The sequence below is a fragment of the Puia dinghuensis genome (genome assembly GCF_014642875.1).
Classification (GTDB): domain Bacteria; phylum Bacteroidota; class Bacteroidia; order Chitinophagales; family Chitinophagaceae; genus Puia; species Puia dinghuensis.
Map to the genome: position 1 here is coordinate 331,330 of NZ_BMJC01000002.1, position 16,403 is coordinate 347,732.

Here is a 16,403-nt window from a genome sequence, read left to right on the forward strand (position 1 = left end):
GCTGAGCCGCCCGCCTTCGTCCTCTGCCGGCAGAGCAGGTGGAAAAGATCAGGAATATCCTTATTTTGTTGCATGGCGCAGAAAAGGTAGAAGATTTGAATTATCCCGGCGCAGGTTTGCATTCGTTGAAAGGGGATTTGAAAGGTTATTGGTCTGTTACAGTCACAGGTAACTATAGAATAATCTTTAGATTTGAAAATGGGAATGCACACCTCGTAGATTACCTCGACTATCACTAATTAAAAACAAACTAAGAATGTTGCAACAAGCAATGCCCCCCATCCATCCGGGCGAAATTTTAAAAGAAATGTACCTCGAACCCCTTGGTATCACGATCACCGCGCTCGCCGATAATCTCGGAGTGGCCCGTAAAACAGTATCCCAATTGGTCAATTGCCATATGGGCGTTAGCGCCGAAATGGCCCTAAGATTGGGAAAGGCCTTCAACACCACCCCCGAACTCTGGCTGAACATGCAGCGTAACTACGATCTGTGGCATGCCGGTTCGAAGATCAAGATAACCCATATCCGGTCGCTTAGGACAAAAGAACGCTCAAAGGCCTGGAAAGCAAGCTAGACCAATCCCCTATGGTCGCCCGGCCCCCGCTCAACCGCACACCCTACGTATCAAAACCGAACAATCCCCCTCCTGCCCACCCGCCAATCAGCTAACAACCAACACCCTGCAATTCTGGCACATCCTTGGTGCCAACCACTACATGCTGAAGAACTACTTCCTCACCACCCTCCGCAGCCTGCGCAACAAACCCACCTACGGTCTGCTCAACATCGCCGGCCTGGCCCTGGGCATCGCCTGCGCTACTCTCATCTTCCTCTGGGTGGAGGACGAACTCAACTTCGACCACGCCGTTGCCAAAAGGGATCAACTCTTCATGGTCCGCCTCAATATGCACTATGGCAGCGGCATCACCAGCTACGAAGGCGTACCCGGTCCCATGGCCAAAGCCGCTCGCGAAACCATCTCCACCATCAGGAACGCTGCCCGCATCTCCGGTCGCGGCAGGATAGTCTTTAGCCGGCAGGATAAAACGATATACCAGGAAGGCTACTTTGCCGATAGCAACTACTTCGACATGATGCTCCTGCCCTTTGTCAAAGGCAATGCCGCCGGCGCCTTCCGGCAACTGCATTCCCTGGTCATCACAGAGAAGATGGCAAAGACCTTCTTCGGCCAGGCAGACCCCATAGGCAAGACTCTGCGCATGAACAATGAACAGGACTATACCATCACCGGCGTCATCCGGGACTTCCCTTCCAATTATACCCTCGACTTCGACTGGATCGCCCCCATCGACAACTACCTCGAAAAGAACAAATGGCTCGAACCCTGGGTCAACTGGGGCATCACCACTTTTGTCGAACTGGGCCCGAATACTCCGACAGAAACGGTGAACCGGCAGCTGACATCGCTCATCCGACCCAAAGAACCGGTATTCACCAAAGCGGATATTGTCCTCATGCGCCTTAGCGACTGGCATCTTTATGGCAACTACACCAACGGCAAACCCGATGGCGGTCAGATAAAATATGTGCGGCTGTTCTCCCTCATCGCCTCGATGATCCTGCTCATTGCGTGTATCAATTTCATGAACCTTGCCACCGCCCGCGCCGGGCAAAGAGCAAGAGAGGTCGGAGTCCGGAAGACCCTGGGCGCACTAAGGCAGTCACTCATTGGCCGCTACCTCTCGGAATCCCTCCTGCTCTCTTTCCTCTCCGTCCTGCTGGCCATCCTGCTCGTGTATCTTTCCCTTCCGGCCTTCAATGACCTCGTCGACAAAGAACTAACCTTCCAGCCGCTCCATCCCATCCATCTCACCGGTCTGCTCGCCATCGGCATCGGCTGCGGCCTGCTCTCCGGCAGTTATCCCGCCTTCTATCTGTCTTCTTTCAACCCCATCGCCGTATTGAAAGGATTAAAGGTCCATACAAGAGGCAGGGCCGGCATCATCCGCAAAGGGCTTGTTATAACACAGTTCACGCTATCGGTGATCCTCATCGTCTCCACCGTCATTATATATCAGCAGGTGCAACATATAAAAGACCGTGATCTTGGCTATGACAAACAAAACCTGCTCTACCTCGATGTTCAGGGGAAAATAAGCGATCGCTTCAACGCCATTCACGATCAGCTCGTGGCCACCGGCCTCGTGGAGAATACCGCTCTCAGCTTTAGCAGACCTTTGGAAATGTGGAGCGGCACCGACAACACCCAATTCAGCTGGGCAGGTAATGATCTTAATAACAAAGTCGTCATCAACCAGGAAGTCATCTCGCCCGGCTACCTGTCTACAATGGGTCTGCAGTTAAAAGAAGGCCGCGATCTCTATCCCGACCCCAATATGGACAGCACCTCGGTGATCATCAACCAAAGCCTGGCCACGCTGATGGGCAAGGACGGTAAAGTAGGTGGTCAGCTCGTTTCCACACATGGTAATCCACCCTTGACCATCGTCGGCATCGTCCGCAATTTCATCTTCAACGATATGTATGGCAAGGCCACTCCCCTGTTATTGTACTGCAACCCTTCCCTTCTCAGATATGCACACAGTCTGGATATCCGGTTGAGATCCGGCGCCTCGCTGCCCTCTGCCATCGCCAAAATAGAAGCCATCATCAAAGCCAACAACCCGGGATATCCTGTCGAACTCAAATTCGCAGACGAACAATACCAGCGTCGCTTCGACACCGAGACCCGCATCGGCCGCCTGGCCGGTGTCTTCGCCATCCTCGCCATCTCCATCTCTTGTCTCGGTCTCTTCGGCCTGGCCGCCTACACCGCCGAACAACGCACAAAAGAACTGGGCATCCGCAAAGTCCTGGGTGCCTCCGTCCCCCATCTCACCAGCCTCCTTTCCCGCGAATTCCTCCAACTGGTGCTCCTCTCCTGCGCCATCGCCTTCCCCCTTGCCTGGTGGGCGATGAGCGACTGGCTGTCCACCTATACTTATCACACGGCCATTCATTGGTGGGTCTTCGCAATCGCCGGCGGCTGTGCCCTCGTGATCGCCCTGCTCACCGTCAGTACCCAGGCGGTACGAGCGGCAATGAGCAATCCGATCAATAGCCTGCGATCGGAATAACGCCTCCCTCTTACGCAATCCCCCCATCCACAAAGATGACTTTCCCCGTCATATACGCATTCCCCGCCACAAAGCCAACCGCATCGGCAATTTCCTCAGGCTGCGCAGCCCGCTTTGCCTGGATATTTGCCGTAAACTGCGCAAACGCATCTTGTCTGCTCTCCGCCGGCACAAAACTCCACCATGGCGTATCCACCACCCCCGGCGAAACGGCATTGATCCGCATCGTCTGCAACTCCCTCGCCAAAACAGGCACCATCACCTCCAGCGCCCCATTGATAGCCCCGAGCCCCGATGTCCCGGGCATCTTGCAGATCGACGAGATAGCCGTGATCAAGGTAACACTCGCACCCGAACGCAGATAAGACAACGCCGCCTGCAGCGTCTCCAGATGCGGCCAGAACTTCTCCGCAAAACCTTCCCGCAACAAAGCCAGGGACAACCCCGCAAATTCCCCCATCCCCTTGGAGCCCCCAAGCGCAATGACAAGATGATCCACCGGCCCGTAGCTCGCAAAAAAAGCATCTAATTCCTTCCGGTCACCACAATCTACAATTACGGCGCTTAGTCCTTCACGTTGTGCGGCAGCTACCCGCTCCGCACTACGCCCCATCACCGTAACAGTCGCCCCCTGCTGAAAAAAATGCCGGGCCGTTGCCAATCCGATCCCCGATGTTCCACCCGCAATTACAATCTTTTGATCCTTAAATTTCATAATTGAATATTTACCACAAAGCTCCTCCACAATGGCCGTCCGGCCATTCACTCAATACTGCATTCTATTGACTGGATTATTCCTCGCCCGCCGCCCCTACTTATTCCTATTACGATAAACAAGCGGCGTCTCCCCCGTCTCCGTCTTAAAAAATCGATTGAACGACGCAGGATCACTAAAATCAAGCCGGTAGGCTATCTCTGAGATCGAATTATCGGTATATCGTAAAAGCGATTTCGCTTCCTGGCCCAACATCTCCCGGATACTATCCGAAGCCGTCCGTCCCGTCACCTCTTTCACTACTCTGTTGAGATGGTTGGCGCTCACCGCCAGCAATCGCGCATAGTCGGCGACCTGCCGCTTGGCAAGGAAATGTTCCCCCACCAGCTTCTGAAAACGAGCCACCAGGCCATGCCCCGCCGCCACCGGCGCCGGATGGTCCAGCTGCTGCCGCTCATAACTTCGCCGGGCTTCCAGCAACAGCAGATACAAATACAATTGCACCGCCCGGGCCCTATCGCGACGATCCTCACGCACTTCGACATCCATCTTCTTCACCAGATCGACCACCACCGCCAACTCTTCTACAGAAACCTGAAACAAAGGCACACCCGTCGTACTCAGAAAGGGAAACTCCCCCGGCAACCGCCCCGCAGGCAATACCTCATCAAGGAAATCCGCCTTGAAGAGCAAATAATACCCAAGAGTGTTGGCGTTTATCGTCTTGGAAAATATCTGATTGGGATAAGTAAAGCAGATAGTGCGGTCCTGGTGACGATAACGCTCCAGCCCGATCTGCATGTCCAGCTTTCCACTCACGGTAATACTGACGCGGTAGAATTCAGACCGCAACGGCCCTACCGAATGCACCAATCCCATACTCGAATACAACTCGAAACCCGGAATAAACCGGCTCCGCGGAAGACTATTACACCCAAACACCGAAGGATCATCCTCCTGCCGGTGAACAGGCCGGAAATGGTCAAGATCATATTTGGGAATATCCGCTTTACTGGTCTTCATATTGCCACCAAAGATAACACAGCCGTCCCGCCAACGCCCACCGCCTAAATAAAAGACAAAAAAGTCTTTTATTTCCACCCATCTTCGTATCTTTGCCGCCGGTGACCCAATAGCCCGGGTCATCCAATAAAAGCATGACACCACAAAAAGACATTAACACCGAAGCAGATATAAAACTCCTCGTAAACACCTTCTATGCAAAAGTAAAAGCCGACGATCTCCTCGGCCCCATCTTCCTCTCCCGCCTCGGGGAAAACTGGGACCGACACCTCGAAACCATGTACAAGTTCTGGGGCATGGCCCTCTTTGGCAACGACGGCTATTCCGGCCACCCGCTCTCCAAACATCTCACCCTCCCCGTCGATGGAACCCATTTCAACCGCTGGCTGCACCTCTTCTTCGAAACCCTCGAGCAAAACTTCAACGGCCCCGTCGCCGGCGAAGCCATGAAAAAAGCCGGCACCATCGCCCGCACCTTCCTGTCCCGCATCACCGCTTACAACAGCGGCCAGCCACCCATTTACCCCACTGCATTAAACTAGCACCCGAATTCTCCCCAACATTTCGTAGGTTAGGCTATTAAACCTAACGCATGAGAAAAATCGCTTATCTATCCCTGGCCGCAATCGCTAACATCACCATTGCAACCACCCTCCACGCCCAATCCCCAAAAGAAAACATCCACGTCACCGATCTCCTCAAGATCAAAACCATAGGCGACGTCCATCTCGACCAAGAAGGCACAAAAGCCGTCTTCACCCTCACCTCCATAGAACCCGACACCACTCCCAAAACCACCAAATGGGATTACAAATACGTCACCCAACTCTTCATCGTATCCACCGACGGCGCCACCCAACCACGCCAGCTCACCACAAGAGAAAGCGCCACCCAACCCGCCTGGAGCCCCGACGGCCGGCAACTAGCCTTCGTCCGCACCGTAGATGGCAAACCCCAGGTATTCCTGCTGCCCTTTGACGGCGGCGAACCCACCCAGCTTACCCATTTCCGTTATGGCGCTTCTTCGCCAAAATGGTCCCCCGACGGAAAAGAGCTGCTCTTCTCCGCCCGCATCAATTGGAAGGAGATGATAAAGGATTCCGTCCTCAACCCCAACCACGCCCTCCCCGCCTGGCCCATCGAACAGGCCGGCCTCGACAAAACCGTACTGCGTCCGGCCACCGCAAAGCCAAACCCCGACGGCAGCCTCGAAGAGATCATGGCATACCTGGACAACGATGTCACGGATAAAAAGGCAAAAGTGGTGACAAAACTCAACTTCCAGGACGAGATGGAAGTCAACCCCGAAATGGTCTTCACCGAATGGTTCGAACAATCCCTAAAACCCGGCGCCACTCCCGTAGCCGTCACCACCGGATTTTATAATTATAACAGCGTCGACTATTCGCCCGACGGCACAAAGCTGGTCATCGTCGTCCATATCGATTCCACCGAAAATCCAGATCGGGCGTTAGAGTCCGAGATCTTCATGGCCGATCGCGACGGCAGCCACCTCCATAAGCTACTGGGGGAAAAAGACAAGGTCTTCAACAATCCCCGCATCAGCCCAAATGGTAACGTCCTCGCCTACACCGTCAGCCCCACATCATTTGTCACCGTTCCCCAGGTGTACATCATGAACCTCGCCGGCAACGCCACCATCCCAACCCTCATCCCCTTCGACCGCGCCGCCAGCGGCTTCGAATGGAGCGAGGACAACGAATATCTCTATTTCACCGCCCAATCCAACGGCGGCGCGCCACTCTACCGCACCTCCCTCACGACAAAAAAGGTTGAACAGCTTTCCGACTACAACAGCGGCACATTGAGCTTCGACCTCCGCGCCGGTCGTCTCGTCTTCGCAAGAACCGAAGTCGCCGACCCCTCCGAACTCTACACCGCAGACGCTACCATGCACCAGCCAAAACTCCTCACCGCGGTCAACGGCGACTGGCTGCAACACCGCCAGCTCGTCCTGCCCGAAAAACATTCGTTCCGCAACAGCCTGGGCCAGACCATCGAATACTGGGTCATGAAACCCGTGGGCTACACCCAGGGGCAACGCTACCCGCTGCTGCTCGACATCCATGGCGGACCGGCAGCCATGTGGGGCCCTGGCGAGGCCTCCATGTGGCACGAGTTTCAATTCTTCTGTGCAAAAGGCTATGGCGTCGTCTATTGCAACCCGCGAGGCTCCGGCGGCTATGGCCTCGAGTTTCTGCGCTCGAATATAAAGGACTGGGGCACTGGCCCCACCAGCGATGTCCTCACCGCACTCGACAAAACAGTGGCCGAAGGCTGGGCCGACACTTCCCGGCTGGTCGTCAGCGGCGGCTCCTATGCCGGCTATCTCGTCGCCTGGATCGTCGGTCACGACCATCGCTTCAAAGCCGCCTGCGCTCAACGCGGCGTCTACGATCTTGCCACCTTCTTCGGCGAAGGCAATGCCTGGCGGCTCGTGCACAACTATTTCGGGGGCTATCCCTGGGAACCCGCGACAAAAGCCATCCTTCAGCACGAGTCCCCCATCACCTATGTAGCCAACATCACCACACCGCTGATCATCTTCCATGGTGAGAGCGATCGCCGCACCGGATTCGTCCAGGGCGAAATGCTCTATCGCAGCCTCAAGGTCCTGGGCCGGCCCGTCGAATACGTCCGCCACCCTGGCGCTACCCATGAGCTCACCCGCAGCGGCGACAACCGCCAACGCATCGACCAGATGCTGCGAACCTGGGAATTCTTCCAACGTTATATTCGTTAACTTCTTCTTTACGGCGGCCTACGGCCGCCTTCCTTATCTTTGTCAGATAAAACCTATCTAGTGAGAATTCACCACCTCCTGCTGCTGGCCGCCTTATCCTTTACCGCCTGCTCCAAACACGACACCACACCGGCTACTCCGCCCGCCCCACCCCTCATCTATAAGTACACCGCCGCCATTCCGCCGTTCTTTTCGACCCCGCTGGCCACGAACCAACTGCAGCTGACCTTTCCCACGTCCTACCACATCGCTCAGGTCTTTCTCAAAAAGGACACCACAGTCCTCGGCCAATTCCCGGTTACCCGGCAATCTGGCAACGATAATGCAAACATCACCTATCCCTTCGAGCCGGGACAGCAATATTCCTTCATCGTAGAATCCGCACCCGCCGATGGCATCGTCATCCGCTATGCGCTACGCAACTATACCCACACCTATATAACCTCCTTCACTTTTCAGCAGTTGTTGTCCCTTACGCAAAGCCTCGGCCTCAATGAATTTGACATCTCGCCATCGCGCAAGACCCTTTTCATCACCGACGACGAGCACAACTGGCTCATCACAAAACGGCTATCCCTCACAGATGGCAGCATCGACTCGAGCAGCGGCGTTCCCTACGGTGTCCTGCGGGCCATCTCCGACAGCGAGCTCCTGGTCAGCGGCTCTTCCTACAATGGCCGTTTCCCCGGCGGCGACACGGCTATCCTCGCCCGATATAACCTTTATACAAAAAAGACCAGCTTTGTTGCCTTCGTCTCCGCAAACTATAGCCGCATTTCCCGCATCATCGACAATCATCTTCTCATCACCCAACCCCTCTACCCTGGGAATTCCCAACTCATCAGCCTTGTCGATACATCGACGACCACCTACCCCTATTCCTCAGTAAACTTCGTCTTAATAGGCACGAATAACTTCGATCACCTCTATTATCGCAACCAGATAGTGGACCCCATCACCGGAACCTTCCACAACCTTATCCCTGCCACCGATAGCGCGGGCATCGAAGTCACCGACAACGCCACCGGATATACCATCACTTCCTGGTACTCGCCCATCTTCCCCGATTCCGTCCCTCCCGTTGGTTATTATAAAAGTCACCTCGGCGTCTATGCCCATGGCAATTCCATCTATCAAAGCAACAACCTCACCAACTGCAGCTTTAATATCCCCCGGCAGACAAGCATCACCAACAACCGCCTCGTCTTTTACGAGAGCTTCGGATGGGATACCACCTTCCACATCAGCGGCTATTACCAGCTTGATCTGAATACCAAAACCACCACGCTGCTGCACTGCTACTCCACCCCCTATGGCACCGAAGACTTCCAGCTCGACCCGCATACCATCATCTCCGTCCACGCCGATGGTGTCTACCGCGTAACCCTACCTTAAACTGCCGGGAACCCCATCCGCCCCGCCGCAAACCGGGCAGCCACGCCCCTCACTTTGGGACGCCCCCTTCCCATCACGGGAATACTTCGGCATACCCAAAACTCCCCATCTCACTCATTATCAATTTCTTACATTTTTGGCCCACCTATTGAATCATAAGGGCATTCCCCTATCTCCATATCCCCCGAAAAATCTTGCTCTCCTTCTTCCTATGACGACCGTACCCTAAAGAAAGCAAGACATGAACCGTATTTACACCCTTTTGACTCTGGCCCTTATTGTACTCTCGACCAACACTAACGCTGCCGCAAACGGCCGTGACTCTCTGCTCAACGGCGAAACTCCCGCCCCCAAAGCCCAAGCCTGGGAGAAAACACCCGATCTCATCAACGGTCACATCGCCCACGATAAACTTTCCAGCATGAAGAACAGGACCCAGGCCCTCATCCGCCTGCTCCAGGACTCCTGTTTCAACACCGGTGCAGCCGTATGGCACGGTGAATACTTCTCCGGCCGGTCACTCTCCGGCTCCCTGTTGAAATTCGCCGCCCAGTGCAGCTTCTACGGCCAGGAGAAAACCGACGGCACAAAGGCCGATCTTCTCATCCTCGCCAACGATCTCTCCCCCCTTCTCGGACATTATACCATCAACGATAACTACTATTTCACCATCAAGGCTAACGTCACCAGCCAAAACGGCTGCCTCTACTTCCAGCAACCCCAGACCGGAACATCTTTCTGGCTCATCACCGCCGACAACACCAACCTTCCCTACCTACCCGTCACCCGGAAAGAATACCTCATCGAAGCCCGCAAGGAACTGATCCGCGACACCACCCTCATCTCCACCGAGTGGCGCAACAAGATCACCATCCGCCCCGCCGCAGAACAGGAAGCTGAAAAGCAACAGGAACTCCAGCAGCTGAAAACCCTTTACAGCGGTATGGAGCTCGAAGCCCGCAAAAAGATATATCTGCAACATTATACCAGCGACGAAACCTTCCTGCAGCAAACCATCACTAAAGCCACCGCCCTCCAGTGCAGCACCCTGCATCTCATCGACAGCCTGCTGCTTAACACCGGCGCAGCACAGCTCGATCGCCCCGCCATCATCGCCGGCCAGGACGCCGACCCCAACGAAGCAACCACCGATCAGGGCGTCCAGCCAACTACGGCTACCCCCGGCCAGGCAGCTGCTTTCAATGGTTTTGCTGACGGTCAGCCCGGCGCTACCATGCTGGTCAAAGCCAACCCCGCCTGCTTCAACCCTTCCCTCAGCGAGGAAAAACCTCAATTCTTCCTCGTTGGCTGGCGCTTCGACCCCAACGAACCCCTCGCCAGCGACCTCGACCGCCAGTTGCGCGCAAATTTCGATGGACAAAAACTAAAGGAAATGTTGGGAAAATAACCACCTGTAAATCACAGCTATACATAAACCCCCTCACCCTGGCCCCACCCCTTCGGCGCCCGTTTCCACCTCCCAGGGGCCAATCTAACTGAATGGCATACAATAGTATGCCATTCTTCCGTTTATAATAGGACAAAAATTAATACCTTCCAACGGTTACAACCTCTCCATTTGAATTGACTATATAATGAAAGCCGAGGTCAACTATACTGATGTCGAACTCATCGCAGCCATCAGTGCCGGTACCGATCTGAACAGGGCAATCCAGTTCATCTACCGGCAGCACGCCGAGGCAACCAGCGCCTTTATCCGGCATTATGGTGGAAGCGAACAGGATGCAGACGACATCTTCCAGGAAGCAGTCGTCGCCTTCATCGACATCGTTCGAAAAGGGAAGTTCCGGATGGAATCAAACGTCCGCACCTTCCTGGCCTCCATCGCCAAACACTGCTGGTTTAACGAGCTGAAAAAACGTGATCGCGCCGACCAGCGCCACCGGAAATTCGAGCTGGGCCGCGACCAGAACGAACCCGACATCGCCGAGCATATTTCTCTTCTCGAACGCAAGAAACAGCTCCGCGACATAGTAGACAGCCTTGGAGAATCCTGCCGCAAGATCCTTCTGCTCTTCTACTATGAGAATATGTCGATGAAAGAGATTGTTAGCCACCTGCCCTATGAGAACGAGCAGGTAGTAAGAAATAAAAAATACAAGTGCCTTCAGCAACTGACAGGGCTTATAAAAGATAATCCTGCCATTGCCCGGCAAATGCAGGAAATTATCAAATAGCCGTTAAACTATGACACCAGATCAAACCCGCTTGCTGATCGACCACCTCGATGAAAACCTCCGGAGCAAGGCCACCGCCCCTCCCGACGACATCATCGCCAACGATCCCGAAGCAGAAAAGGAATGGAACTACCTGTCTCTCGCTGTCGACGCGATTAAAGACGCCGGCCTCAACCAACAGGTCGCCGCCGTCCGCACCGCGTGGAAAGCCGGGCAAGCCGCGGATGCATCCTCAACGGTCCCCGGCGTCACCACCAAATCCCGAACGCCGGTCCGCACCCTCTACCGCTATACCCTCCGCGCCGCCGCCGTCATCCTCATCATCACCGGCAGCACAGCCATCTATAAATATCTCTCGGTAAGCTCCGCCTCTTTATACGATCGGTATTACTCATCATATAGTCTCAATACCGCCCGCGGCGCCGGCGATACAGACCTCATCAGCCAGGCCTACAACGCAAAGGACTGGACCACCGTCCGCCATCTCGCCGCCACGGCAAAGCCCCACACCAACCAGACCGACTTCCTTGCCGGCATGGCCTGTCTCGAACAAAAGCAGTACGATGAAGCCATCAGCCACTTCGAACAGATCATCGCCGTCAACAGCCATGCAGGCACCGACTACTACCAGGACGAAGCCGAATACTATCTGGCCATCAGCTGGCTGGCGCGTAAGAAAATCAACGAAGCAATGCCCATCCTGGAAAAGATTCTGACCGACCAGCACCACCAATATCACGAAAAAGTCATGAAAATGTCCTTTTTAGACCTCAGACTGGCGCAATACAAAGAAAATAAATAAGGCTATCCCGGTTACATCCGGTCCTCCGTCTCTTACTAATTAATATAAGCCTGAAGAACCTGATCTCCGATCATCCTCGAAAAACCACCAACATCCACCGAAAACCGCAAAGCCAATCCTCCGCGAAAAACCGCCAATCCAAACATCCACAAAAACCGCAAAATCCATTATCACAACATCCAACCATCCGCGAAAAACCACCCGTTTCTAAAACTGCTATCCTTGAAAAACGACACCATGAAAAAAAAGTCGGCGAAGACCAGAAGAACCTGTAAATGCTAAAACTTGATATCCCATTAAGGCCAGAAAGTACCTCCTTTAACTCTACTAAAAAGCATTTCCAATTCGCCGGCTTTTTTTCTCCCACTTCTTCCAATTCCACGCAACCGTCACCATCACCAGCAAAGCAAAACCCTCCACTGCCCACAAGATCCAGCGCCGCTTCGGATATAGCGCACCACTATCGCCCGTCAGCACCAGGTGGGCCCAGTAAGCAGGGCTCTTATCTATCGCATCGCTTTTCAGATAATCCAGCTTCGCCAGCTGCAAAGCCCGCGCCTTCGTCTCCCCCCGCTTCAGATAATAATAGAATCGGCCCAAAATAGCCGACGTAGCCTGGTCATCCGCCTTCCAGAGACTGTTGATCGTACTGCCACACCCCGCATAGGCAAAAGCGCGGGCAAGACTGATCACCCCTTCCTGCGGCGCCACCTCTCCCTGCCCCGTCTCACAGGCGCTGATGATCACCAGCCGCGTCGACCGCAGGTTCAGACCATATAATTCTTCCAGATACAACCGGTCATCCATTACCCCGCGCCCCGCGGGATAAAAGGCTATAAAGGAAGCCGCCGCATCGTCCATCGAAGAAACCGCGTGCGTAGCCAGATGCACGATCGGATAATGATTGACAGCCGCCAGGAATTGTTGCTTCGTAGCGCGTGTGTCCAGGTACTGTACCCCCGGCAAACCTGCAATCTCCTCCCGCGACGCCGGCAGCCGCTGAAAAACCTCCCCACCGACACTCCCGCCGCCCCCCGTCGCCGCGCCGCTTCCACCTCCAACTGCCCCAGCCGCGCCGGATCCCGCACTCGTTGCACCGCCGTCGCCCGCACTCGCAAACGGCGCAAACGCCAACACCCCCTCCTTCATCCCCGCACCGCCCTCTGCATTCAACAATCGTGAAGAAAACCGGTAACTCATCGTCGTCGTCTCTACCAGCCATTGCTTCCCCTCCTCATCCGCATACAACGACTCCCACGGCAACAGCGCAAACACCCCATCAGGGACGATCACCCACTCCGTCTTCCCTCTTGTCGTCTCTCGTATCGGCTTCACCAGCCTCGTATACAACCGCCGGCCGATCTCCCCACCCGAGAAGCGATGCCCATTACCCGTCGTCTTCAACGCATCCAGCCATCCCTCCACATCCTTCTCCAACTGCGCCAGCGAATCCACTGCCACATGCCGCAACCCATCCTTTGTCACGACAAACACATGCAGCACATCCCTCGCCACATAAAGACTCACCAACGCCTGGCTGGCCGTCAGCTCTCCCTGCAGATCGCTAACCGTCCCACCCTCATCGCCATATTTAACACGGTAGTACTCCCCATCCTTTTCCAACGCTTTTTGCAGCCGCGAAAGCTCCAGCTCATCGCCTTCCTTCTCCCGCGTCATCGCCGCCAGCGCAGCAGAGTCTGTCATCCCCTCGCTCTTCACATCGAGCCGGGCGATACGATATTTGCAGTTGTTCACTTTTTGCAACAGATCGCGCTCCGGCCCGGCCACGCCCATAAACGCCGTCTCTTCCAGGTTGGCCGTGATCACCGAAGCCTTGCTCTTCTCCCCGATAAGGAACGCCTGCTCCAGGTAATCGCCATTCGGATGCAATATACTAAGTCGCAGACAGGCCGACAACGCCTCCGCATACACCAGCGCACTCTTCTTTTTCAAAAACAGCTTGGCCTCATCCGTCGCATAACTCTTCTCGATATAACGCAACAGCGACAAAGCCGCCGTATATGTCGCATAAGCCGCCGCCAGGTCTTTCACCCTATCATACAACTCCGCCTTCAACACCAGCGCATCGAACAACCGGTAATACGCAAACGCCCCCGTAAAATTCGTGGGGTTACCATAAGCATCCTTCTTATTTATACTCCCGGCAAACTGCCCTATCGCCTGCTGCACCGACGCCAACGCCCCCGGCAGATCCCCCCGCTCATTCAACTCCGCCGCCGCATAGAAAGCATTCACCCCCATATCCAGCGGATGCACCCTTGCCGCCCCGGACGCAGTCTTCCCGTCGGACGCCACCGCCCCCACAGGCATACTCTTCCCGCCGGACGCCGCCACCACCTCCCGCAGCCGCCGCAAAAACCACTCGCAACTATCCAATCGGTGCATATGCAGCTCCGCATTCGCCATCTCGTTCAACACCCCCGGAATCTGCTCCACCTTCACCCGCCTGAACCAGTCCATTGCCGAACGGTAATCCTCCATCCCCACATAGGCGCGACCCATATTCTCATACACATAATCGCGCAACGGCCGGTAACCCAGCAGCTGCCGGTAGATCGCCAGCGCGTCCGCATACTGACCGACACGAAAAGAAGCTGTCGCTATATTGATCTGTAGACTAACCGCCGCCGCAGTATCATACACCCTCACCCCCCGCACCAGTTCGAGGGCCTTGTCAAAATAGTTCTTCCCCTGCCGGTAATTCCCGTTATCACAGTACAACGCACCCAGGGTATTGTACAGCCGAACACTGTTATCCCGGTCCTTGAACCTGCCGGACGCCGACTCCGCCCGCAACAGGTAATAGCTTGCCGAATCGAACCGGTCCAGGTTGTAATAGACCGTCCCCACAAGAACAGAGGTTACAAAAATCAGCGAATCATTGGGCGGATGATAACCCAATACGCGGCAATAAGCCACCCTGGCCCGGGCATAATCCCCACCCGCATCGAGGAGGATACCCTTCTTCAGCAGCGCCCCGGTGAGCAATGTATCACTGCCGCCATGATTACCCCCCTTCTCCAGCACATCGGCAACAACGGTAAACTCCGCCAGGGCCAGGCTGTCATTGGCCGGAGTGGACTGGTTCAAATGGTAAAGACTGTCGGCATGACGATACAGCGCAAGAAGCCCGTCGCCACCAGACCCACCCGGTGAAGCCATCAGGGGCATGCGCAAGATCAACGCCCCCATCAATAAAGCAATCCCCCTCGACATGTGTCCTACAACGCCGCCACCCCGGCCTTATTGCGCCTGCACCAGCCACAAAAAAAAGCGAAGGATTGACATCCCTCGCTCTCTTATCCGTGATAGAAGCTTAACGACTAGTTATATCTCGTCATAATCACCAACGGCGGCCGCGGGTTCGTCGATGTCGAAATAATATTCCCGCTCAGAACATTATTCAGCTTATTGACCAGTCCGCCCAACAAACCCGCACCGATCAGCGACTTCTTGTCATAATACATCAGTTGCACCTGTATCTGCTGCAACGCATTATTACTACCATAATTTATCTTATAATAGATCGTCGTAGTGATCGACGACCCGCTAACCGGCAACAGTCCAAACGCCCCGCCAAGCAGCCCCGTTCCATTCAACGTCTTCTGCAGATCGATCACCCCCGTCGTCGAATTAACGATCACCTTCTGCGCAGCCGCCGACCCCGTCACGTCAAACGTACAGCCACCATTGGCACACACCGAAGGAAGATAGGGATTGGCTTCGAAATAAGGCGCAGCCATCGTCTCGCTGTCGGCAAACACATATACACTGTCAAAATACGCCGCACCACCGATGATCAGCGTGCTCAAACAGGTATCCGTCGTCCCCGCCGGCACAAATCCCATGATATACTTCATACCCGTCTGGCTCTGGGTCAGGTCGATGGCGCCGCTGTTCTGGTCCAGCACCATACCAACGGGCCAGCTAAAATACTTACCCGTTCCGGGATTGTTCACCGGTTTGATGATATCGTCACCCGCCGTAGGCTGTGGGAAAACAATGGTATCACCATAAATAGGAAGCGCGGGACAGGAAGGCGCCTGGGTCCCCGTCGAATTGTTGTTGTTCGACGTATGCTGGGGATATGGCGGCGTCGGAACAGTCGCAGTATCCGATTTCGTCGTATCCGCAGGCTTCGGCGCAGTCGAGTCATGCTTCGACGCAGTCGAGTCATGCTTCCCGGGTAACCCGCCCGGTGCACCCATCAGCGCCCGCAGGTTCGCATCGCTCTCGACCGACACTTCCTTTTGGCACGCAACTACCGCGATCACAAGAAGTAAGGCAATCCACGGAATAGCTTTCATAAGTAGGCATTTAGATAAAGGGTAACACTTAACAAAATAGTAAATAATCCTGGCTTTACTAAATCTTGGTAACCACC

Annotated in this window: 13 protein-coding genes; 9 read left to right on the forward strand and 4 right to left on the reverse strand. The window is 54.9% G+C overall.

The window, feature by feature from the left end; genetic code table 11:
• The first annotated feature begins 23 nt into the window (after nucleotides 1–23).
• The 3 genes from IEY39_RS09615 to IEY39_RS09625 all read left to right on the forward strand — a co-directional run bounded on the left by IEY39_RS09615 (nucleotide 24) and on the right by IEY39_RS09625 (nucleotide 3,101).
• On the forward strand, nucleotides 24–239 hold the full coding sequence (locus IEY39_RS09615; protein ID WP_188932239.1) for a type II toxin-antitoxin system RelE/ParE family toxin: 216 nt from the start codon (nucleotides 24–26) through the stop codon (nucleotides 237–239).
• Nucleotides 240–256: 17 nt separating this feature from the next.
• On the forward strand, nucleotides 257–577 hold the full coding sequence (locus IEY39_RS09620) for a HigA family addiction module antitoxin (protein WP_188930904.1): 321 nt from the start codon (nucleotides 257–259) through the stop codon (nucleotides 575–577).
• 142 nt (nucleotides 578–719) lie between these two features.
• Nucleotides 720–3,101 (forward strand): ABC transporter permease, encoded by a 2,382-nt coding sequence (locus tag IEY39_RS09625; RefSeq protein ID WP_188930907.1) that lies wholly within the window; start codon nucleotides 720–722, stop codon nucleotides 3,099–3,101.
• A 10-nt stretch (nucleotides 3,102–3,111) separates the two neighbouring features.
• On the opposite strand, the gene IEY39_RS09630 is transcribed toward IEY39_RS09625, so the two are convergent.
• Both IEY39_RS09630 and IEY39_RS09635 read right to left on the reverse strand, forming a co-directional pair.
• Nucleotides 3,112–3,816 (reverse strand): SDR family oxidoreductase, encoded by a 705-nt coding sequence (locus IEY39_RS09630; RefSeq protein WP_188930909.1) that lies wholly within the window; start codon nucleotides 3,814–3,816, stop codon nucleotides 3,112–3,114.
• Nucleotides 3,817–3,912: 96 nt separating this feature from the next.
• Nucleotides 3,913–4,839, reverse strand: a complete 927-nt coding sequence (locus IEY39_RS09635) for a helix-turn-helix domain-containing protein (RefSeq protein WP_188930911.1) — start codon at nucleotides 4,837–4,839, stop codon at nucleotides 3,913–3,915.
• Nucleotides 4,840–4,973: 134 nt separating this feature from the next.
• On the opposite strand from IEY39_RS09635, the gene IEY39_RS09640 reads away from it, so the two are divergent.
• The 6 genes from IEY39_RS09640 (at nucleotide 4,974) to IEY39_RS09665 (ending at nucleotide 11,998) form a co-directional block, all read left to right on the forward strand.
• Nucleotides 4,974–5,381, forward strand: coding sequence for a group III truncated hemoglobin (locus tag IEY39_RS09640; protein ID WP_188930913.1), 408 nt, complete (start codon nucleotides 4,974–4,976; stop codon nucleotides 5,379–5,381).
• Nucleotides 5,382–5,431: 50 nt separating this feature from the next.
• Entirely contained in the window at nucleotides 5,432–7,603 is a 2,172-nt protein-coding gene (locus IEY39_RS09645) for an alpha/beta hydrolase family protein (RefSeq protein WP_188930915.1), read from the forward strand.
• 60 nt (nucleotides 7,604–7,663) lie between these two features.
• Nucleotides 7,664–8,998 (forward strand): hypothetical protein, encoded by a 1,335-nt coding sequence (locus tag IEY39_RS09650; protein ID WP_188930917.1) that lies wholly within the window; start codon nucleotides 7,664–7,666, stop codon nucleotides 8,996–8,998.
• Nucleotides 8,999–9,239: 241 nt separating this feature from the next.
• Nucleotides 9,240–10,406, forward strand: a complete 1,167-nt coding sequence (locus tag IEY39_RS09655) for a hypothetical protein (protein WP_188930919.1) — start codon at nucleotides 9,240–9,242, stop codon at nucleotides 10,404–10,406.
• 187 nt (nucleotides 10,407–10,593) lie between these two features.
• Nucleotides 10,594–11,196, forward strand: a complete 603-nt coding sequence (locus IEY39_RS09660) for an RNA polymerase sigma factor (RefSeq protein ID WP_188930921.1) — start codon at nucleotides 10,594–10,596, stop codon at nucleotides 11,194–11,196.
• Between the two features lie 10 nt (nucleotides 11,197–11,206).
• Nucleotides 11,207–11,998 (forward strand): tetratricopeptide repeat protein, encoded by a 792-nt coding sequence (locus IEY39_RS09665; protein WP_188930923.1) that lies wholly within the window; start codon nucleotides 11,207–11,209, stop codon nucleotides 11,996–11,998.
• 327 nt (nucleotides 11,999–12,325) lie between these two features.
• Here the strand turns inward: IEY39_RS09665 and IEY39_RS09670 are convergent, their stop codons facing one another.
• Both IEY39_RS09670 and IEY39_RS09675 read right to left on the reverse strand, forming a co-directional pair.
• A complete protein-coding gene (locus IEY39_RS09670) occupies nucleotides 12,326–15,190 on the reverse strand; it encodes a CHAT domain-containing protein (protein ID WP_188930925.1) in 2,865 nt (954 codons plus the stop codon).
• 152 nt (nucleotides 15,191–15,342) lie between these two features.
• Entirely contained in the window at nucleotides 15,343–16,326 is a 984-nt protein-coding gene (locus IEY39_RS09675; protein WP_188930927.1) for a hypothetical protein, read from the reverse strand.
• Nucleotides 16,327–16,403: the final 77 nt, after the last annotated feature.